This is a genomic window from Pedobacter sp. 10L46_2, from assembly GCF_056395165.1.
The window spans coordinates 7,948-28,278 of sequence record NZ_JBFTIZ010000088.1 but is presented as its reverse complement, the minus strand read 5'-3'; the positions used below and the strand labels follow the sequence as shown (position 1 = coordinate 28,278).

The following is a 20,331-nucleotide window of genomic DNA, read 5'->3' as shown; positions in this document are numbered from 1 at the left end:
GTGGTGCCCCGATGACTTCCTCGATTGCCACCCAGGTTCTTAACATGTTCGCTGAAAATCATAAATCAAAAACCGAAACCTTCAATCTTTCTGCCCGGGAGCAAGAAGTATTGAACCTACTGGTAGATGGTTATAGCTACAAACTCATTGCAGACAAGCTTTTTATATCTATGGACACAGTGCGTTCACATATCAAAAAAATTTATGATAAGCTCCAGGTAAATTCTAAAAGTGAAGCAGTTGCAAAGACACTGCGAGCTAATCTATAGTACAACGGTTGTACAAGTTGATAAATATATCTACGTCTTGTAACCTTTTGTTATTTAGAGGGGTCTTGTAAAATAAAGATCTAATAAGAATGAAAAAAATTACATTTATGCTGCTGGTAGCAGCATTGCTTTTCGGATGCAAGAAATCGTCAAACGAACCTATTCCTGACCCTAAGCCCAGTACCAAAACCAGACTACATACCACACGTACATTAAATCCAAATGGCCACTACATCCTAGAGACCAGTAGTTACAATGATAATGGTTTACTAAAAAAAGAAGTAAGCAAGGATGAGACAACTGGACTTAACATCATCCAGGAATATTTTTATGCAAGCAAAGTACTTGAATATTCAATCATCAGCAGTGACACCAGAAGAATTGCAAGAATCAATTATTTTCATGCGAACGATCGTCTGGTTAAGATGGATTACATGGAATATGACGAAATTGGCACCCCCTCCCTTTCGTTTTCGAGAACCCTCGAGTATAGCGGAAATTTGCTATCAAAGATGACAACATTTTCCAACATGAACAATTCAATGTATTACGAGATTTTCACCTACTTAGGTGAAAATCTGACCGCAACTAAAACCTATTCAATGAATGGTGTTATCCAGAATTTGTCTGAGTACCTTTATGATATTGAATTAAACCCCTACAAAGGTAACCCTGGCAAAAATCAACAGGCACAAGGCCTAAGCAAGAACAATGTCATGCGGGTACGTTACACTGATTACAATAACCCTACAGCAAACAGTGACAGGCGTTATGAGTATGAGTACAATTCGGAAAAATACCCAGTCAAGAGAAGTTTCATTGGCTCAACAACCAGGGAATTACAAGTCACATTTACTTATCAGAGCTACTAATTAACGCGCGCTGTTCTCAATGAAAAATTTCTGCGGAGAACATTGATACAGTGTCCAGTGAATACTTTACTTGGCACTGCTTCACCAATCTTAGTTCATCAACACCTCCCTTAACCGGATGAGATTGAAATAGAACAATTCAGATGTGATTTACAATTGTTCTGAGATAAATATTAACAGAAATAAACCACATCATTATGTTATTGCACTAAACATCCTGCAACGATAAATTTGCGATACAAACGATGGAAACAAACCTTAATAAAAGGCTCAATTATTTGTTTACAAGCTATTGCAAAACGATATTCAATACAAAATGAAAATAGGTTTAGTTAGACACTTTAAAGTAAAACACCCCTTCCCAAAAAAAACATTGCTTTCAAAATCAGAAGTAATAAATTGGTTTAATGAGTATGATAACAACATAAATATTGAATATAAAAAAGTTGACCTATTGCAAATAAATTGGGAGCGCTGTTATTCAAGTCCAATGATCAGGGCATTGAAAACTGCAAGTCACATCTACCCTGGGGAAATTTTAGAGGTCAAGGAGTTAAAAGAACTGGAAATATTAGGCCGTTTATCCAACAGATTAAAATTGCCGTTTATAATATGGGGAATTATTGTTCGTGTTAATTTTTTTATATCCAACAATGACACACGTAAATTCAAAGACGGGTTAATTGGCTTTGTCGACAAATTAATCAGGAAAGATAAAAATAACACATTAATTGTCAGTCATTGGTTTGTAATGCAAGTGATAGAGAAAGAACTTATCAGGCGGGGATTTACAGGAAATAATTTCAAGCCAAATGAATATGGAAGAGTCTCTGTTTTCGAAAACAAACCGAAAAAATAACAAAGTTATCAGCACGAGTAAAAACCGACACTAAATATAAGTAAGGACAATCACCTCGAACCAACTAATAATTGGCAATTGTCTGACCAAGACTATTGCGTCTCTATTAATTTCTAATAAAACCTAAACATGAAAAAATCAATTTCCAAGATGAGACTTCTGTCACTCTGCTCTGTGTTGATCCTCCAATCCTGCAAGACCCCTAATCAAATAGAAGATCCCATTATCAACAACATTGATCCTGTTGCGGATTTTGATTGGACAGGTCTCCAGGTTGCTCCAGCAGAGCTGGTATTTAGCAACTCCTCCCTCAATGCTGACAGATTTAAATGGGACTTTGGCAACGGATCCTACGGGAACGACCGCTTACCTGGAAAGATTGTCTTTAGACTTCCGGGCAGCTATGAGGTATTGCTTACTGCCTTTAGTGGAAATAAAAAATCCTTAATAAAGAAAACAATAATTATTTCACCCGACGATAGCCCGCTGGCTCATTTTACTGTCTCCTTTAAGGATAATAAATCATACGCTCCCGCCACATTGCTATTGGTGAATAACTCCCAGAACGCAATTACTTATGAATGGGAAATCAATAATTCCATTTATAGCACTAAAACCCCTTCGAATATCATCTTAAATAATGCGGGAGATTACAATTTAAAACTGGTAGCGATCAATGGAAACAAAAGGTCGGCAGTTTACCAGCAGACCGTAACTGTTATGGCATCTAATGATCCTCGGTCAGGATTTATGCTGGCCTACCACCCCTATCCCTATATAGTGGGGGAGGAAATCCAGTTGGTCAATACCTCCCTTAACAGTGACGGCTGGAAATGGACCTTCGGACCGGATGGACCTGCAGAAACAACAGAACAACATCCAATAATAAAATTTGCCAGCTCCGGAGACTATCCAATAACCCTTGTTGCCAAAAAAGGAACGGTTAATGCCCTTCCAAAAACAATAACCATCAGGATTACACCTTAAACCTAAATTTTAAAGCACCCGAAGAATCCGGAATGCTTTAAAATATTTATATTTACAATTGTAGGTTTCCTCCGGGCTTACGGGGAAAAAGTCCTTAGTCAAAGCGGAAATAGAAAAAGAATAAAAAGGCTTCTTCCTGAATTTATTCACATAACCTTTTTAGTTGTTACGGTATGCAAATAGCCCCATCAAATGGCCTGGAACATCTGATCAGGCATTTCTTAGTTTACTATCCCTCTGCGCCGGATTCACCGATGCGGTTTTTCTCTGATGGAAGTCCGGGGATAGTTATTCCCTTAGCCCATTCGGCTTTGCCTTTGTTGGGTAATAGAAAATTAGAAAAAGGTGAATTTGTCGCTTACGGATTGATGGAGCATTTCGTCAATATTCCACCCCCACCGGTTTGCGGTACGGTAATTATTGTTCTTCAGCCCTATACCCTTAGTTTATTAACGGGAATTCCATCCAAAAAGCTAAAAAACAGTTTCTTTTCATTTAGGGACTTATTTGGAAACCTTACCCATCCGATACAGGAGGCTGTTAAGGAAAGTCGTAACCTGGTTGAAACCATCGGTTTATTAGAAGATTTTTTCTTAAGAATTTCGCCCCCCTTACCAGCTACAGAAAGTATCCTGAACAAAAGCCTTAACTGGATGCAGCAAAGCAGCGGGAATACAAAAATTGTCGACCTACTTCACTATTTATCTATTAGTGAGCGGCAACTTGAACGGAAATTTGATCATTACATCGGCATATCCCCAAGAAAACTAAACGGAATTCTCCGGATAAATCATTTTTTAAAACTGCTTAGAAATCCTGAAAATCATCGAAGGTATGGTCAAAAATGCGGCTGAATCCGGCGCTGAAGTTATTGCATTCCACGAGTGTTCAGTAACTGGGTATTCCTTCGCAAGAAAACTCAGTCGCGAAGAAATGCTGGAATTATCTGAATTTATACCTGATGGGCCTTCAGTAAGCCTTCTTATTGAGATGGCAAAAAAATATAACATGACTATTCTTGCGGGTCTTTTCGAAAAGGATGATCAGGACAATATGTTTAAGGCATATGTCTGCGTGGATGGAACCGGACTCAAGGCAAAACATCGTAAACTTCATCCATTCATCAGCTCTTTTCTAACAGCCGGGAATCAATACACTGTATTTGAAATTAAAGACTGGAAGTGTGGTATCTTAATATGTTATGATAATAATGTAATCGAAAATGTACGGGCTACCACACTGCTGGGTGCGGAGATTATTTTTATGCCTCACGTAACCATGTGTACCCCTTCTCCCCGTCCCGGTGCAGGTTTTGTTGATCCAGCGCTTTGGATTAAAAAAGAAAAAAATGCCGAATTGCTTAGAAAAGAATTTGATGGCGATAAGGGCAGAAACTGGTTAATGAAATGGCTGCCAGCCCGCGCGTATGACAATGGCATATATGCGGTATTTTCTAATCCAATAGGCATGGATGATGACCAGCTAAAAAACGGATGTTCAATGATCCTGAACCCTTTTGGAGAAACTGTTGCTGAATGCAGATCTCTTAAAAATGAATTTGTCATTGCAACCTTGAATAAAGGTATACTAGAATCTAGCGGTGGTTACCGTTATAAAAATGCAAGAAGACCCGAGCTCTACAAAGAGATAATCGGGTCCGCACATATTTCAAACCAGAAAGTAGCCTGGTTAAAAAAATGATATCTATTGTTATTTCTCTGGAAGCGGAACTTGAGACTCACACTCATTTGATTTGTAGATATTGAAGTAAAAATCCAGCTCTTGAATAAACATAAGGGCCCGATTTCTATATGTTTTTATAATGATGCGCTTCACAATCAGCGAAGCGCATCACTACAAGTATCACTGAGTAATGCACATCTATCTCATCAAAATCTTAAAGGACGCGTTTAATTTTACAGTTTTTGGTGAGGAACAATAGTTACCCCCGGTATAAAGTGTTGCCCCGGATACTATCCCCTGCAAAAATTCTCCCGGTTGAGCTGGATATTTTGAAATTTCAACCTGACCCGGTGAAAAAATAAAGGAGGGTTCGGTTTCATTGCAGGCAGTCCTGAAAGAACTCATGTAATCAAGCAAATCTGCTTGAGAAACCAGGCTTATATCTGCAGCATTTGCAGCTGACTGGAGTTTAAATGGAAAACTGCCAGTTCTTTTTGCTGAAATCCTGATATGAAATTGTCTGTCATTCATGTTTCCACTAATGTAAAGTGCATCTCCCATTGTAAAAAATACGCCTTGGGTTACACGTGTAGACACACCATCCAGGTTGATGGTGAAGTTCTCACTTCCTTCGATGGCAATCGGCTTTAACAGTATAAGTTTTTGCACTTTACTGGATCCCGATCCAAAGAAGTTCCCGGTTAGTTCCACACTCACTGTTACCGGATTCTGGTTTGGAACTGAAGAAGGTGCTAGATAGGCACACCCCTTTTCATAAGGCGTGATCGTCCCCTCCCCAGACAACCGCCAAAGTGCTGAAGATAAAATGGGGTCATTGTCATCTGTTTCGATATAATCACCAAGCACCTTATCCGGATTTTTAGCTAAAGGGCCAATAGGAATATAGGTTCTTATTTTCAGGTCCGCTGTGCGACCAGGTAACACGCTATTTGGTGCAGTAAGCTTATAACATTCAAAAACGGTCCAGTTGCTAAAATGGTTTGACTCCGTGCTTACCGTTTTGGCAACATTGTCTATGGTTGAAGTCCCAGGCAGGTAATAATATCCTTCAGCATCTTGATAAGTGAGCCTCAACAATGCCGGATCTGTGCCTTCCAGGTTTAGTTCTGCATAGGAAATTCGGATGGTGACTGGCTTTTTAAATACGGTACCTTCTGGGAGAAGTCTGTAGGCAGGACCCTGGCTACCAGGCAGTGTATTTTCAATGGCCTGAATACTGACATCTATCGCCTCTTGTAGCGCACCGGCCGGAACGATAACTGAAAGTAGACCATCATCTGCGCTTACTGATCCGCCATCAATACCAATAGTCTTTGTAACAGCGGAACGTCCGGTTATCGGGATGCCGATGTCTCGTTTTACAGGTTGTGCATGATCAGTTTCTGGCTTCTGACCATTTTTCTTGCAGGAGAAAACAATCAGGACTAATGTGAGCATAAAAAGATTTTTTTTCATTATTGTTTATGTTAAAGGAACTCCTGACATTCATTTTCAATGGGATTAATACTGGGATGAATCATGGTTGAATTCACTGAACAAAACTAACTAAACAGGAAACTACAGGCCACCACATGTTGATGTGATTTATGCAAAACGAAATGCCTATGGAAGTCAGAGAAACAATCCGGTAAAAGTCATTCCCAGTCTACTTTCAGGATTTTTGTTTGCAGCTTACAGCGGCGAGCTCCCCACAAACATGTGATTGACCAGAAATTTGATGTGGGGTAGTTTTGCATCGACCATAATTAAAGTGGTTAAACCGACAGACAAGGTAAATCAAAAAGCATGATCAGTTCAATAACTTTCCAGGACAAGCTAATTACGGAGTGCATCCAGGGTAACCCAAGGGCACAGCAGGAGATATTTAATGCCTACTCCCAAAAAATGATGGCACTAACAAGTAGGTATGCCTCCGATACTATGGAGGCAGAAGATATTTTAATGCTGGGCTTTAAAAAAGTTTTTGACAGGATCTCCAGTTACAATGCATCGGGATCTTTTGAGGGATGGATAAGAAGGATAATGATCAACTGTGCAATTAATGTTTATCAGCAAAACCAAAGGCGTATACCGACCCAGCCAATGGAAGAAGCTATTAATTTACCTGGATATTATTCTACCAACAGTACCGATACGGAATACCTGTTAATGGCATTACAGAATCTACCAGGCTGTCTTAGAGGGCCCTTTAATTTATTTGCAATTGAAGGATTCTCTCATAAAGAAATAGCAGAAAATCTTGGCATCAGCGAGGTTTTGTCTAAGGTCAGGGTAACCAGGGCCAGAAAAGCGTTGCGTGAGGCCCTGTCTTCAGGTCTGAAAAAAAGTATTTACGCCAAAAGCACGCCTAAAAGCATACTCGATAATTTGGCCTGAAAGCTATTAACTACCGAACAACCTACACCATAGGCACCCGGCATTCAGGGATTAAGGGTGATGGCCGCGCTGAGCACGAAAACTAATTACATGCACCCCTGGTTTGAGTCAAGTAGAACTTTCACCTAACGATCATACCACAGAAAGGCTCATGAAGTGATCCGTTATTCTTAAGACTAAAATTGCATTACTTTTTTTATTGTCACTGAGCTGGTAAAATGGACAAAATTCCAGTAAAACCTTTAAATGATAGAAAACAGCCGGATTAAATCCGGCTGTACGATTTAACATCTGATGTGAAGAAAAAGATTGATGTTTTCAGGCTCTCTCCCAACACTGATCTGCTCATTGAGATAACCCGCCTCCAGTGCTAAACCAATAAGATCATGCTCACTTCTGTGATTAAGGTGCCATTCCCCAAACAACTCCATAAATACTCGACTCGGATTGTATTCATCATTGAAATTTCCAATCACGATTTCACCACCTGGATTAACCCATTTTCCAAACCCTTTCAGCAACCTGACAAAGGCTTTATCATCAAAGTAATCAAATAAGCCAGCAGACCACACCAAATCATATTGCTCTGTGGTACTGAAGCGAAAGATATTCTTATTGATAAAAGTAATTTTGTCAGAGAATGGCGCGGTGAGCAAAGTTGCATATTCGATAGCCTTGTTATCCATTTCCACACAGGTGCTCAGCAGATGCTTACCATAATTTAAGTCCTGATACACTTCAAAAAGATCTCTTGCAGGTCCGCTTGCGATGTCTAAAAGCGTCAATGAAGAGCGCTGCACAAGTTTACTGCTAAGCAGGGTCTTAAAATATTTTTTTCTGTTTCTTACCGCCTGTGCTGCAGGATGTTTAAGACTGTAGGTATCCCAAAGTCTGTAATCCTCACGAAGAATTTCATTCTGATAGATGCGTTCGATTATTTCAAAATCTCCTGCATAGCCGTATGGTTTGGTTCGAATATGCCCCATCAGGGAGACTTTGTCAAACAGGAATCCACATGAGCTTATTAGCGGTGCCATTTTAAGGGCAAGCTCACCGTCCCTAGGATCTGCCAGTGCAAGTGTGGCTAAACTCATTTCTAAGTCTGAGTAGTCGTTTTCTAAGGGGCCGCCATTTGCGATGATCACTTTTAGGGTATCTATGGCCTTTTCATTATTGATTGTTTCTGCTTTCATTTATTAGGTATTTTCAATGATTTTTCGGGATTGATACAGACGCGATTCTGGATGTTGAATCGTTCAGGAATTGGTAAAAAAGACTAGCTGTTTTCCAAAGCCGATTATTCCCCAAAATTAAAATGGGTGGCAATATGAGACAATCGCATATAAATGTGATTGTATGCCTGCGTGAATCTATTCTGGAAAAGCAATCGCCAATAAGTTTTGAAAGGATCAAAAAGTGATTATCATTTGCACTGAGTTAGACTAGATTAGAAGCACAGCGTATAAAATCCCGGTCAACCTGCTAACAATGCATTGGAGAATTAAAGATTGCGATCCGATTTACGCACTTGTTTTTTAAAGAATAGCGATCAAAAGACGAATTAATTAGCCCTGAAAATCACATTAAGATGTTATTGCCCCCACTTTAACCCTAGGCTACCTTTGTGCAGTGCAAAGCCAGCTATAGGTAATGCCAATACAACTTAATGTATATAAAAATGAAAAACAAAATTGCGCTACTGGGTATAACTGCTTTGCTTATACTTTCAGCTTGCAAAAAATCTTCACCAGAAGAACAGACAGACTTTGGGGATTCCCCGAGAACGACAGTACCGGCAGAGTTAATTTCACCAACAAACTACTGGCAGTTTGGTATTTTATCTTCAACAAATTTTTATGATTCCTATAATTCAAGTTATAAAGATGGTGCTGGAGGCAGTTATATGTTTTATCACTTTTCTGCCGATGGAACCTATACAGCGCTTCTTTACCTTAAAGCAACTTCCTCTGGGGGCGAGACCAGGCAAAGCTGGACAGAAACAAAGGGTACAGTGGTTGTAGGGGAAACAGAGCTGAGCAACGGTATTGTATATAAGAGCATTGAACTGCATCCGGTAACCGGAACAGATCGAATGGTAATAAATTATGGCCCAGAGTCTAAAAAGAAACTAACGCAGGCTGACTTTGATTCCCGAACACTACTTAAAGCAAAATTTGCGTGTGAGCCATTTGTTAACCAATATGGTGAGAAATGCCTTGATATGTTAAGGATTGATTCTGAGCCCAAAGTATTATTCAGTTTCCACGAAGAAAAATAACTGGCAGCTGAGTTCAGTAAAGCTGCTAACAACCCATTAACTAGAAAATAAATAAAATGAAAAAATTATTCATCTCACTTTTAAGCGTAACACTGCTATTTGCTGCCTGCAGCGAAAAGAAAGCGCAAAGCCAGCAGCTAGAGGAGCATGCAGGTAATGAGGAAATAACTAAGGCAAATCAAACGCAAAAGGCCCTGGTAACTATCGAAACGACGACTTATCAGCTAAGTATTTATAAAGCCACACCATTCAGGCCCACAAGTTCAGTGGGGTTTGTTCCAAAGAAAGGCAACCAATATGTGGTGTTGGACATTTCTGTAAAAAATAAGACTGATCGGGAGATCAACAAGGGGGTTATCCTGTCTACAGCAAAAATACGAGATAAACAGGGTACGGTGTTTGGTGATATTCTTGGTTCACTTAGCGCCTATAACCTTGCCAATCCCGACAACGAAAAAAATAAAGAAAATGATAAAATCTGGTCTGAAAAATTTCCAGCCGGTGAATTTCACCGCTGTGTGGCGATGGGTTTTCAAGCTCCTGATCATTTGAAKGAGTTTGAAATCAGCCTTCCTGAATCTGATGATTTGACCATGCTCGATAAGCAGACAAAGGCTAAATTTTCCTTGTAAGAGGACAGACTGTTAGCAGCTCTACTTAGGCCCGCATATTGTTTTATAGTGCAGTATGCGGGTCTTTATTTAAGATTGCCACCCAGTATGTTCTTCTTGAACAACATATTCAATTATTTCTTTTTTTCCTGGTGGCTGTAATTATTGATAACTTGCATCATTTTATCATGTGGTATCCCATAAATGAGGTTATCATTTATTCCGCCCATTGTTTTTGAAGCAACCAAAGCATTAATTATGGCCTCTTCTGTCGCCTGTATGGTTGCCTGATATACCTTGTCCAGCATTTCTTTCGACAGCACTTTCCAGAATTGCATTGTCCCTTTTTCATTATCATTTGGAGAGATGGTACTGAAAGCTAAAAATATATCACCCGAACTGTTTCTACCCAAACCTCCTGTTTTTCCTACACCAAGGGCTGCACGCTTTGCCACCATCTTTAACTGCGCAGGCAGCAGTGGGGCATCTGTTGCAATTATGACAATAATAGAACCGTCTTTTTCTTTTGAATTGATCACTGGCATATCATCTTTTAAAAGTTTACCCACTGGCACTCCGGAAATGACCAAATCCTGCCTGCCACCGAAATTACCCTGAATAAACGCGCCAAGGGTATAGCTGGAAGTATCAATTTTAAAAACTCTTGAGGCACTTCCACTACCTCCTTTATATAGAAACATGGACATTCCGGTTCCTCCCCCGACATTCCCTTCTTCTATCTTCCCATCGTGTGCATTGTTCAAAGCGTCAAATACATCTTCTCTTTTAACATGCAGACCGTTAATATCATTAAGTAGTCCGTCAAAGGTTTCCGCGACAACAGGTAAACCAAACGAGAAATCGGTCTGCCCGTCCTTTGAAAAGTTTTTAATATTCCATTCCCCAATCCCATCTCTAACCACGCCCACACTATTGGTATTGGTAATACCTATCGCCCCATAGTTAAAGCCATATTCCTCAATAGCTGTGGTTCCCGTCATCTCACCATCTCCGTTCAAACAAAACCAACCTGCAGGAACAGGCGCTATTGATTTGCCTTTTGGAAATATGACAGTCACTCCGGTGCGTACTGGACCTTTTCCTGTTCTTAAAGTCCCTGCCCCAGATATCAAGGTTTTATAACCAACTAAAACGCCTTTAACGTCTGTAATGGTATTATTTTCGCCCGGTTTTCCTTCGAATATAATTCCCAATTCTCTGGCCCGCTGGCCATAAGCGCCTGTGCAAAGTGATGTTAATACACAGATAATCAAGATTTTTGTTTTCATATACAAATTTATTTAAAACAAACCATCACCAAACCACATAAAAATGTGATTTTACAGTTATAAACAGAAAGGGCTTGCTATTTAATAAAGCAAGCCCTTCCCGCAGTTTGTTATAGGATATTCATTAATTTTTGATTGCCCTTCTTGTTCCACTTATTTCGGAATCCATAAGCGGATTTCCGGTATAGCTATCCCCCTGGTCCACCGAAAATATAGGCTGAACATTAAATAGTTTAATCCTGTAACCAAACCAGCAATAGCATTGTCTTGTAGTAAAGAAAAATAATGATGAAAAAAATACTCTTAATTTCTGTACTGACTTTAAATCTGTTGAAAGGATACAGCCAAATTGCGAATCCGGAAGCGCTACTCGACAAGGAAGTTCTCGAACAGGTGAAGTCCATGATGGCAGCAGATGAAGGACTTGTGGACATCGAAGATTTCTATAAGAAAATATCAAATGAACCCCAAGTGAAAACTTTGATCAAATCCTACTATGCCAAACCACTGATTAATACTGAATTGGCTGTGAAACAAATTTCTCGCATAAAAATCACACCTGAAAACCTTCTGGCCCCGGCCGAGGAATTTATACCCGCGCGGGCATTCATAGATTCCATACCTAATCCTTTTTTTGACCCGGTCGTAAAACGCTTCAACTATGAGAAGGAACATGCGGAATTCCGTTATCTATACAGGGATTTTACCGAAGCCATTGGCCAGAAAATGAYAGAACTTGGCACTCCTTCTTATCATCCGGGAGGCTCTGCCGGCAGCAAGATAGTCGAACAACTGGATGTCAGGTTTAACTTTTACAAAATGGAGCTCTCACAATACAGACAGGATATGATTGAAAGTTCGAGAAATGCCCAAAATGAAATCGTAAACTGGTCTGCCAAATCAGATCATTACGCCGGCTCTGAAGAAGAACGCAGAGCCGCAGTTTCACGCGAAGCATCAGCCTACCGCATTTCAAGAGCGATTTTGATCAGAATGTGCGACGAACTGGAATTTGGCGTTAACCTGTCCTACTTTAAGGCCAGGAAGACAGCACTTGGAAACATGGCAGTTCAGGCAGCGAAGCTTTATCAAGATAAATCAACTGTCAAAGGAAAAAATGTCACTGTTGAAATTTTAGAAATTTCCAAAGCACTGTTCGATAAGGTTAACCTCATGCTGTTCGACGGCAGCTTGCTTCAAACGAAAGCTCAGATCATCAATTATAATTTCGACACCCTGATAGATATGAGTCGTTTATGAAGAAACTCCTGTTAATTTTGCTGATTTAAGCAGCATCTTGGTGCGATCAGGATCACATGTTGAGCGGATTTCTAGGGTTTAAATCAAAATTTATTTACTTCAATCTCCATGAAAACCATAAAGATATGATTATCAGGAAATCAAAAAAGGGCTGGCTTAACAGCCGGCCCTTCGCAATTTGACAGATATACTTTATTATTTTTTAATTACTCTTCCGGTTCCACTTATTCCAGAATCGACAACAGGCTCTCCCGTATAATAAATGTTACCACTTCCGCTTATCCCTGCTTTCAAGTTAGCGGTCACACTGCTCCGGATGTCGCCACTTCCAGATATACTCAATATTGCATTTTTACTAATCATGTTTTTAAACCTTGCATCTCCACTACCTGAAATGTTAATTTTTGAATTTTCTGTTTTCATTGTCCCAAGTAATTCTATGTCACCCGAACCACTAATATCAGCTAGGAGCGTGGCCTGATCAGGGAAATTGCCATGAATTTCAATCGTAGTACTACCACTTAAAGAGATTTTTTCCAACAGCGGCAAGGTCACATAGATTTTAAGGTCATCCTTACCGAGTTCCAAGTGTTCATACCCTAGCGCCAGCTCATCGCCCGAAATAGTAGTCTTATACCTTGCAATCAGATTTTTGGAGCCTTTCAGCTCTATTTTATATTCGGATCCGTAGGAAATGAAAATGGGCGTGGATCCACTGGTATATACCTGTTTAAAATTGCCCGGCTTTCTCACTTCGCTCGTTTGATCCCCATCAGCATTGATTTGGTCCTTCTTACAAGATAAAAACATACCAGTCTGCAAAGTTAGCAGGAGAAAAATTATTTTTTTTATGTTCATGTGATTTTATTTTGTGGCTTTTAAGCCGATTTTTATTTGCTTTTTTTAGCCCTTTACAAACTCCACTCTGCGGTTCAAGGCCTTATTAGATTCTGTTTTGTTATCATTGATGGGCACTGTTTCCCCTTTACCTAAGGCTTCCAGTCTGGATGCCTCTATCTTGAATTCGTTTATCAAAACTTTTTTAACTGCTGCTGCACGTTTCGCAGAAAGTTGCTGGTTAGCGTCGGCTTCACCATCGCTGTCCGTGTAGCCAATGATTTTCAGCTTAATGGCCGGATCCTCGGTCAGATATTTGCTCACATCCTTTATAATACCCATGGATTGCAGTTTGAGCTGATCGGAGCCAGGGTCAAAAAGTATTCCACTGGTTGAAAATGAGCCTTTTGTCAGTAGGGTTTCCGCCGGCTTGGGAATACCTGTTGCTATTTTGAAATTGCTGACATATAGACCAAAGTTATCTTCGTTATAAAACCAGTATTTAAAGCAATTCAAATAAATTTGATTGAGTCCTGGGCTTAGGTTGATTGCTCTAGGGGTATCGAAAACCTTATGGCCGTCCACCCAAAATCTCAATCGCTGTTTTTCAACTTGAATGGCGTAATGTGCGAGATGACCGAATGAAGCAGTGTATTCTTTGTATGCGATGGCCCCGCTTTCAAACGTGGTAGCATTCGCCATTCCCTTGCTCTTTAACGAAGACATAGAGGCGCCGTCAACATTGGGTTTGAGTAAAATTTCGGTGATGTTTTCTACCTTTGGATATTGATCCAAAAATGCATTGTCCGTGCCGGGCTTTCGTCCTGCAGCAAACAAACCTATGGCCAGATCCGGGTAAAACCGTGTGCCTGAAGGAGGCGTACCATCCATAATAAGATCAAATTCTATCGTAAAATTGTCTCCAAATGCCGCAGTATTGGCTGAGAGATATTTCGTACCTGGGAATAGTCTAAGAAATTTCCCCGGTGTTTTGTCCACTTTTATCACCTCTCCTTTTCCATTTGAATTCCATTTTGCGGGAAGTTCTCCAATTGGATCCTTGGAAAAATCATCTAGGTAAATAATTTTCTCCCCAGCAATAAAGTCAAATTTAGAGTATGATTTTAAAGACTCCTTTTCAGTCACCATAGCCGGTTGATTGTCGTTTTTTGTGGCTTCCTTATTTTTTCCTGAAATTTTATCTTCAACTTTTTCAAGACTAGCGTTGGCAGCTTTATCAATTTTTGAGTTAATCCGCTCCTGAACCTTATCTTTCATCTTTCYTCCAAGGCCCTGGAGTATCTGAGCATCTGCGGCCGTCCATATTGAGCAGGTGGCAATCAGTGCAAATAATATCTTTTTCATTTCTTCTAATTTTTGGGGAATATTATCCCTAGTGTATACCTAATGGTTACAAAAGTAGCCCAGTGAGCAGTATGCAACAATCACATGTTCATGGGGTTTAATCCAGACAAGACAAAAAAATGCAGCAATCAAATTGATTTTCAAATGTTCACCAACAGAAAACAAATCCTATACTGCAATAAAAAAAGTAAGACATTTATCGTATTTCAATCCTTATTTTGATAGTGCAAGTGCTTTTTGCATGACAGGGTCATTCTTCTCCATGATATCTTTTATGGAAGGGACAATCTGATAATCTGCTTTTACGCCAAAATCAGCCTGTGAATAATCTTTAAGGTGCATATGGTAGCCCAGGAGGGGAATATCAAGTCCCAATTTGGTATTGGGCAGAGTTACAAGAGCAAATGCTCCACTGGTATTACCTCCTGCTGCTCCACCTGTATCTTCACCTATGAAAACTGCCCTACGGTTATCCTTTGCTATCGACGCAAATTCGCTCGTTACTGAAAAACTTCTTCCGTTGATTAAAATTATAAGTTTACCGTTGAAATTCAGCGGATTGGGCTGCTGAGGGCCTAGCCCTACTTTTTGCGAGAACTGGTACTCGCCATCAACTTTTTTTATAAACCTTTTTAAATGCTCCAGTTCTGGCGGTAATTTAGCATAGCGGCTAAAACTATACTCAGCAGGTCCTGCCACGGTAAATCTGTCATAATAGTTAAAACTTATATCTGTGAGATATGAATACAACATGATTCCATAAGCATCAATTCCGCCTTCATTATTGCGCAAATCTAAAAGGAGAGTTGAAATCTGAGCGTTTCGAATTGCCTGAAAGGATTCGGAAAGAAACTTATCAAACCCGACCGCAGCAGGGCCAGGCTGAAAGACTGAGATACGCATTAGGGCAATTCTCTCGCCAAGAAAACTTAGCTGGTACGGGGCAACAAGGTCCTCGATGTGACCAATATTTTGTGACGATACTCCGGCAATGGAGATCGTCTTTGCTTGCCCATTGTCTACATAGCCAACCTTAAATAGCTTCGATGTTTCAATAAATGTCGCATAATAGCCCCCAAAACTATCATTGATAAGGGCATACTTCATTGTATTCCCTTTGCCATCAACGAAAATGTTTTTAAAAATCAGGTCGCGAACAACTTTGACCGGCCTTCCATTGATGCTTGTTATTTCTGCCCCGGCTGATATTCTCCCGTTAACAGTATCCGAGCGCACATAAGCTTTGTTACCGTAAAAATAGAGCTTCAAGGGGAAATAACCAGTTTTTGCAAAGGCAAACAAATCATCCGGTCTCCCCTCCCTGTGGAATTTGGTATGGCCGTCCTTAATTGTTGCTATAAATGGGTTGAGGTATCTGAAGAAAGCCTGCTCAGTCATTGGTCGGTTAATTCCTTTTTCCATGGAAACGAAATGATTTTCAATATCGACCTTATCACTATATCGGTAAATTCCAGCGTGTGCCTCCTTAAGTGCAGCCTTCACCACGGAAAAATCTTTTTTTAGTTCACTAACGGTAAACAAACGTTGTGCCTTAGCAAGGCTACCACCCGTCAAAGCCATGGCAAGCAGCAATAAATGTTTTCCCCTAATTATATTTATTCTTGTTATCATCTTTGTAAGATAACCCGTTAATCAAGCTTCATCAATCACATAAGCATGTGATTTTAACCGATGGGGATTCTCACGAGGGGTCAAATCTTTGCAGAAATGTGGGTCGAATCATATTTCTAATCTTTGAAAAAGGAAGGAATATGGATATTTCGCCTTCACTATAGGGTGCGATTTCATAAGTATTGTATTTAAATGCTAATCCATTATTGTTGAAGTAAAAATTATGATTCTCATAAATTTCCTCTTCAAATAGAATCTCTTTAAGGGATTGATTTTTTTTAAGGCCATATTGTTCCCGGAAACAACTTTCCAGAACAGCTGAAAGGTTTGCATCTGCCTTTAAAATATCTTTCAGGTGCAAAAGCTTTTTATTTTTCACATCAAAGCAAACCATAGTTGTACTGTAATTTGGATGCAAACCACCAGTATATGCGCTAAAATTCTTTTCCAAAACCAGAAATGATCTTTCATTATACAGTATGGTGTTTTTAGACATATTGAAATAGTTCGAATGCAACAATGCACTATCTGCTCCGAGGGTATCTGGTAGGTCAACTAACAAAGCATTCAGTATCCCATCAGATTTTTTTGAAATACCCCGCTCCCAGGACTGACTACCATTAATTCCATCTCTTAACTTGATGACTTTATCCAACCATTTGTAATCCCGGTTATTTCCATCAGCTACAATATACTGTTCCTGGAATTCTACAATCCCTTTTTCATACTCTACGGGGACGCTCTGTATTGAATCCTTAAAAATTCTATGTTTAAACTGAAAACTCCCCTCTGGATAACTTTCTCTTAAAATCAGTGGGTAAGATTTTCGGCCATTGTCGGCCGTCCAGTACCCAACGAATCCTACACCAGTCCATTTAAGGTGCATGAAACGTTCCTCGTCGTTCAGATTAAATCCCGATTCTGAAAAAACAAATGTTTCCTTGAGGCTGGTTTCCATCTCCGATAAAGTTAGCCAGGAACCCTGATAATAATAGTTCCCATAGAACTCAGATTTGTCCCTTTGTAGATTCATTACGACGGCTTGCCCCCCAATTTCTCCCTCAAGCCGCATGTAAAATTCTTCAGGCAATGCGTGAGGCAGGATTTCAGGGATTTGCAAAGTTCCTGGAGTAGATTTGCTAATCTTAGATGACTTTTGTTTGCCATCTCCGTTACAAGAGAAAAAGATAGAAAGGCAAACCACAGACGATATATAAATGGTTGATCGATACAAATTCATAATTTTACTAGTGTGATAAAAAGGAAAGCTGAAAATTCAGAAGACTGCAAAACCCGTTCTTTTGCCTGATAGATTAAGTCCGTTAATATTTAATTCGAATAAGTATAGGTGATATCGGTTTTAACACTTTTAACAAGATTTCCATCAGGATCCAGCTCATCACTCTGGCATTTTATAGATGTTAAATCTCCTGAATTTGGAGTATAGTTTATAGTTACCGAAGATCTTAAGGACTGAAATGCTGAAAGCTGTTTTGAAAAAAATGCCTGCAAGGAAAGCGAAATAAGTTCATTTACCAGAATCGCAATTGCAGGTGAAATGGGATTTTTCAATGCAAGTACCGGAATCACATTTCCATAGACTCGCTCCTTTTTATCGTTATACTGAAAACTTATTGAGGTTTTTAAGTACCAGGCGTTTGTAAGTGCTTTAATTAATTTTCCATCGCTTACCTGGAGTTCAAGAAAGGTTAAATCATGGGCATTTGTAGCTATTGTGATAAGGTTTCCGGTATTCTTGCAAGTCAACGGGAAGGATATGATTACACCAGAAGCATTTGTGACTTTAAATTCTGCATTTGATAGTACATTATTATTTGAATAATTCAAAACGAGCGTATAAAGCAAATCTCCAGCATTGTGCTCGATACGGCTAATCTGTGTACCTAAGTAACTATAGGTATAGCCAAACCTGAAATCAGCTGAGCCAACATAAGACACTTGTCTGTCCAAACCATAATTGACTATAAAATTTTGCCCAAGTTGCCCATCAGTTGTCTTGATCGACTTAATCATCTTCACCTGGGGTAGTTCAGGTTCTTTCTGGATATTATTTTTACAGCTACTAAAGATAGCACCTAGCAATATTAGTCTAAAAATTGAACCGGCGATTTTGGCTGAACTTTTCTTTCTTAGATAGTTCTTTTTTGTCTGGTAGTGATTGATTACCATTTTATAAGAGTTTATGTTGATCTTAAATAATAGGATGCGAACCCATTACTTTTTTTACAAGACAAACAGACAATCAAAAAGGTTACAGGAAATATTAATAATTTCAAAATGTCATTTACTTATTATTACTCACCAGAAATCCCATAAACATGTGATTGCAGTAGCTCAACTGATAGCTTACCTTAGCCATACTTCTCTTAAGGATTAAAGGGATATCACAAATAATACAGTTAACACAAGAATTTTATATATCAAAAGCAAATGGAAGAATTATTAAGTATTGGAAGTGCCGCTTTAAAAACCATAGCTACTAATGAACAGGCAAAACAATACTTGCTCAACAACAAATTACTATATGGTATCCTGCGTAAGGCAGCAGACCGATATATTGGAGGTGAAACGTTAGAGGAAACACTGAAGAAAGTTATACAGGCGAACAATCGTTCAATGAAATGCTCTATTGAATATATGGGTGAAAATATTAACCAGGCTTCGGAGGCAAATGCTGCCAAAGATGAGTCCTTAAGGATTTGTACTCATATCGCGTCAAAAGAATTGAATTCTACAGTTTCCCTCGATTTGTCACATATAGGTTTAAATGTTTCTCTTGAGCTATGTTTGGAGAACTTAATGGAAATCTGCTCAGTTGCCTCCCGATTTGGAATCGAGGTGAACCTAAGCGCTGAGGGGCCTCATCAGACCGACAATGTGTTGGGAATTTATAAGAAGGCTTCAGAACTTACTGATGTACTCGCGGTAACCCTTCAGGCATATTTGTACAGAACGCGTGAAGATTTCGATGAACTAAAAAAGCTGCCAGGCAGAATCAGAATCGTTAAAGGTGCTTTCGGCACTGATGAAGGGTTAAGCATGAAAAGGGGTTCGCAACTTGACACAGTATATTTGGGCTATATCGGAGAACTGTTTGAAATTAGACACAAATGTTCTATAGCGACTCATCATGCAGATATACAGCAGGAGGCAAAGAAACTCATCGACTTTTACCACCCTGATAAAACGGATTATGAATTTGAAAGCCTTTATGGTATTCAAGAAGAAGGTTTGCTTCAATTACAGGCAGAGGGCTATATGACTAAGCTTTATTTTGTTTATGGTAAAGAATGGTATCTATATTTATGCAACAGACTATCAGAATATCCATTAAATCTCTTTCAGGCGCTTGCAGATATATCGAATTCTAGTTCTCTTTAAATTCAAAAATTGACTTCGATGAGGATAAATATGTTGTGAACTCCAGCTATAACCAGAAGGATCGACAAAGACCTGACAAAGGAACTTGCGGTGCTAAGGAAATCAAATCTTTTTTTCATCAAAAGGATTAATAAAAATGGGCTGGAGTTCGGCAACGGCGTCTCGAAAAATAATAAGTATTAGAGCGATGTCACTTCTTTGCACAGGATAAATTATCCACTACATAGGAATAGTAGAGATGATTATCATTTTCCTCAACATTAAATGTTCAATTATATAGATAAATATGGAAAAAAATATCAAGTTAATAAATAAAGAGATTTTATCGGACAATTGGTATATCCTGAACAAGGTGACCTATCAGGCGGAGAAAAAAGACGGCAAAGCTGTGGTACATACAAGAGAAGTGTATGACCGTGGAAATGGAGCAACGATACTGCTATATAACAGGGAACGAAATACTGTGATTTTAACGAAACAATTTCGGCTACCGACATATTTAAATGGGAATAAAGATGGAATGCTTATCGAAACATGTGCGGGATTATTGGATTTGGATAGCCCTGAAGATTGTATCAAACGAGAAACAG

20 protein-coding genes are annotated in these 20,331 nt (G+C 39.3%); 12 read left to right on the top strand and 8 right to left on the bottom strand.

Annotated elements, in window-relative coordinates; translation table 11 throughout:
* From AC1DDX_RS11915 to AC1DDX_RS11890, 6 genes are all read left to right on the top strand, one after another.
* A partial coding sequence (locus AC1DDX_RS11915; RefSeq protein WP_477622077.1) for a response regulator transcription factor occupies positions 1 to 269 on the top strand: 269 nt, incomplete at its 5' end.
* Between the two features lie 89 nt (positions 270 to 358).
* Entirely contained in the window at positions 359 to 1,141 is a 783-nt protein-coding gene (locus AC1DDX_RS11910; protein ID WP_288882599.1) for a hypothetical protein, read from the top strand.
* Positions 1,142 to 1,457: 316 nt separating this feature from the next.
* Complete coding sequence (locus AC1DDX_RS11905; RefSeq protein ID WP_288882600.1) at positions 1,458 to 2,000, top strand: histidine phosphatase family protein; 543 nt, start codon at positions 1,458 to 1,460, stop codon at positions 1,998 to 2,000.
* A gap of 129 nt (positions 2,001 to 2,129) precedes the next feature.
* Complete coding sequence (locus AC1DDX_RS11900) at positions 2,130 to 2,987, top strand: hypothetical protein (RefSeq protein WP_337717426.1); 858 nt, start codon at positions 2,130 to 2,132, stop codon at positions 2,985 to 2,987.
* 173 nt (positions 2,988 to 3,160) lie between these two features.
* On the top strand, positions 3,161 to 3,841 hold the full coding sequence (locus tag AC1DDX_RS11895) for a DUF6597 domain-containing transcriptional factor (RefSeq protein ID WP_477622076.1): 681 nt from the start codon (positions 3,161 to 3,163) through the stop codon (positions 3,839 to 3,841).
* The gene (locus AC1DDX_RS11890; protein ID WP_477622075.1) at positions 3,822 to 4,688 is read left to right on the top strand and encodes a nitrilase-related carbon-nitrogen hydrolase; all 867 of its coding nucleotides are present in this window, start codon (positions 3,822 to 3,824) and stop codon (positions 4,686 to 4,688) included. Before AC1DDX_RS11895 ends, AC1DDX_RS11890 begins: the two co-directional genes overlap by 20 nt.
* 180 nt (positions 4,689 to 4,868) lie before the next feature.
* Here AC1DDX_RS11890 and AC1DDX_RS11885 read toward each other — a convergent pair whose 3' ends face one another.
* A complete protein-coding gene (locus AC1DDX_RS11885) occupies positions 4,869 to 6,146 on the bottom strand; it encodes a hypothetical protein (RefSeq protein WP_337717424.1) in 1,278 nt (425 codons plus the stop codon).
* A 330-nt stretch (positions 6,147 to 6,476) separates the two neighbouring features.
* Between AC1DDX_RS11885 and AC1DDX_RS11880 the strand changes: the two genes are divergently transcribed.
* A complete protein-coding gene (locus tag AC1DDX_RS11880) occupies positions 6,477 to 7,067 on the top strand; it encodes an RNA polymerase sigma factor (RefSeq protein ID WP_288882607.1) in 591 nt (196 codons plus the stop codon).
* Positions 7,068 to 7,351: 284 nt separating this feature from the next.
* Here AC1DDX_RS11880 and AC1DDX_RS11875 read toward each other — a convergent pair whose 3' ends face one another.
* Positions 7,352 to 8,260, bottom strand: a complete 909-nt coding sequence (locus tag AC1DDX_RS11875; RefSeq protein ID WP_288882609.1) for an SAM-dependent methyltransferase — start codon at positions 8,258 to 8,260, stop codon at positions 7,352 to 7,354.
* Between the two features lie 485 nt (positions 8,261 to 8,745).
* On the opposite strand from AC1DDX_RS11875, the gene AC1DDX_RS11870 reads away from it, so the two are divergent.
* Positions 8,746 to 9,345, top strand: a complete 600-nt coding sequence (locus tag AC1DDX_RS11870) for a hypothetical protein (protein ID WP_288882610.1) — start codon at positions 8,746 to 8,748, stop codon at positions 9,343 to 9,345.
* A gap of 56 nt (positions 9,346 to 9,401) precedes the next feature.
* Positions 9,402 to 9,977, top strand: a complete 576-nt coding sequence (locus AC1DDX_RS11865; RefSeq protein ID WP_477622074.1) for a DUF4352 domain-containing protein — start codon at positions 9,402 to 9,404, stop codon at positions 9,975 to 9,977.
* Positions 9,978 to 10,090: 113 nt separating this feature from the next.
* Here the strand turns inward: AC1DDX_RS11865 and AC1DDX_RS11860 are convergent, their stop codons facing one another.
* The gene (locus AC1DDX_RS11860; protein WP_288882613.1) at positions 10,091 to 11,245 is read right to left on the bottom strand and encodes a DmpA family aminopeptidase; all 1,155 of its coding nucleotides are present in this window, start codon (positions 11,243 to 11,245) and stop codon (positions 10,091 to 10,093) included.
* 288 nt (positions 11,246 to 11,533) lie between these two features.
* Between AC1DDX_RS11860 and AC1DDX_RS11855 the strand changes: the two genes are divergently transcribed.
* Complete coding sequence (locus AC1DDX_RS11855) at positions 11,534 to 12,505, top strand: hypothetical protein (protein ID WP_477622073.1); 972 nt, start codon at positions 11,534 to 11,536, stop codon at positions 12,503 to 12,505.
* A 195-nt stretch (positions 12,506 to 12,700) separates the two neighbouring features.
* Here AC1DDX_RS11855 and AC1DDX_RS11850 read toward each other — a convergent pair whose 3' ends face one another.
* From AC1DDX_RS11850 to AC1DDX_RS11830, 5 genes are all read right to left on the bottom strand, one after another.
* On the bottom strand, positions 12,701 to 13,363 hold the full coding sequence (locus tag AC1DDX_RS11850) for a head GIN domain-containing protein (RefSeq protein WP_337717422.1): 663 nt from the start codon (positions 13,361 to 13,363) through the stop codon (positions 12,701 to 12,703).
* Positions 13,364 to 13,408: 45 nt separating this feature from the next.
* Positions 13,409 to 14,707: an OmpA family protein gene (locus tag AC1DDX_RS11845; RefSeq protein WP_477622072.1), complete on the bottom strand. Its 1,299-nt coding sequence runs from the start codon at positions 14,705 to 14,707 to the stop codon at positions 13,409 to 13,411.
* A gap of 213 nt (positions 14,708 to 14,920) precedes the next feature.
* Complete coding sequence (locus tag AC1DDX_RS11840) at positions 14,921 to 16,339, bottom strand: S41 family peptidase (RefSeq protein ID WP_337717420.1); 1,419 nt, start codon at positions 16,337 to 16,339, stop codon at positions 14,921 to 14,923.
* A gap of 70 nt (positions 16,340 to 16,409) precedes the next feature.
* The gene (locus AC1DDX_RS11835; RefSeq protein ID WP_288882621.1) at positions 16,410 to 17,579 is read right to left on the bottom strand and encodes an RsiV family protein; all 1,170 of its coding nucleotides are present in this window, start codon (positions 17,577 to 17,579) and stop codon (positions 16,410 to 16,412) included.
* Between the two features lie 89 nt (positions 17,580 to 17,668).
* A complete protein-coding gene (locus AC1DDX_RS11830) occupies positions 17,669 to 18,529 on the bottom strand; it encodes a hypothetical protein (RefSeq protein WP_288882623.1) in 861 nt (286 codons plus the stop codon).
* 261 nt (positions 18,530 to 18,790) lie between these two features.
* On the opposite strand from AC1DDX_RS11830, the gene AC1DDX_RS11825 reads away from it, so the two are divergent.
* Both AC1DDX_RS11825 and AC1DDX_RS11820 read left to right on the top strand, forming a co-directional pair.
* On the top strand, positions 18,791 to 19,741 hold the full coding sequence (locus AC1DDX_RS11825) for a proline dehydrogenase family protein (RefSeq protein WP_477622071.1): 951 nt from the start codon (positions 18,791 to 18,793) through the stop codon (positions 19,739 to 19,741).
* Positions 19,742 to 20,027: 286 nt separating this feature from the next.
* Positions 20,028 to 20,331 (top strand): NUDIX hydrolase (locus AC1DDX_RS11820; RefSeq protein WP_477622070.1); only part of this gene is annotated, 304 nt, incomplete at its 3' end.

What these genes read in the sequence shown, in the direction of transcription:
- AC1DDX_RS11910 (WP_288882599.1), top strand. Translation starts at nt 359, where the DNA reads ATGAAAAAAATTACATTTATGCTGCTGGTAGCAGCATTGCTTTTCGGA.
- AC1DDX_RS11905 (WP_288882600.1), top strand. Translation starts at nt 1,458, where the DNA reads ATGAAAATAGGTTTAGTTAGACACTTTAAAGTAAAACACCCCTTCCCA.
- AC1DDX_RS11900 (WP_337717426.1), top strand. Translation starts at nt 2,130, where the DNA reads ATGAAAAAATCAATTTCCAAGATGAGACTTCTGTCACTCTGCTCTGTG.
- AC1DDX_RS11895 (WP_477622076.1), top strand. Translation starts at nt 3,161, where the DNA reads ATGCAAATAGCCCCATCAAATGGCCTGGAACATCTGATCAGGCATTTC.
- AC1DDX_RS11890 (WP_477622075.1), top strand. Translation starts at nt 3,822, where the DNA reads ATGGTCAAAAATGCGGCTGAATCCGGCGCTGAAGTTATTGCATTCCAC.
- AC1DDX_RS11885 (WP_337717424.1), bottom strand. Translation starts at nt 6,146, where the DNA reads ATGAAAAAAAATCTTTTTATGCTCACATTAGTCCTGATTGTTTTCTCC.
- AC1DDX_RS11880 (WP_288882607.1), top strand. Translation starts at nt 6,477, where the DNA reads ATGATCAGTTCAATAACTTTCCAGGACAAGCTAATTACGGAGTGCATC.
- AC1DDX_RS11875 (WP_288882609.1), bottom strand. Translation starts at nt 8,260, where the DNA reads ATGAAAGCAGAAACAATCAATAATGAAAAGGCCATAGATACCCTAAAA.
- AC1DDX_RS11870 (WP_288882610.1), top strand. Translation starts at nt 8,746, where the DNA reads ATGAAAAACAAAATTGCGCTACTGGGTATAACTGCTTTGCTTATACTT.
- AC1DDX_RS11860 (WP_288882613.1), bottom strand. Translation starts at nt 11,245, where the DNA reads ATGAAAACAAAAATCTTGATTATCTGTGTATTAACATCACTTTGCACA.
- AC1DDX_RS11850 (WP_337717422.1), bottom strand. Translation starts at nt 13,363, where the DNA reads ATGAACATAAAAAAAATAATTTTTCTCCTGCTAACTTTGCAGACTGGT.
- AC1DDX_RS11840 (WP_337717420.1), bottom strand. Translation starts at nt 16,339, where the DNA reads ATGATAACAAGAATAAATATAATTAGGGGAAAACATTTATTGCTGCTT.
- AC1DDX_RS11835 (WP_288882621.1), bottom strand. Translation starts at nt 17,579, where the DNA reads ATGAATTTGTATCGATCAACCATTTATATATCGTCTGTGGTTTGCCTT.
- AC1DDX_RS11830 (WP_288882623.1), bottom strand. Translation starts at nt 18,529, where the DNA reads ATGGTAATCAATCACTACCAGACAAAAAAGAACTATCTAAGAAAGAAA.
- AC1DDX_RS11825 (WP_477622071.1), top strand. Translation starts at nt 18,791, where the DNA reads ATGGAAGAATTATTAAGTATTGGAAGTGCCGCTTTAAAAACCATAGCT.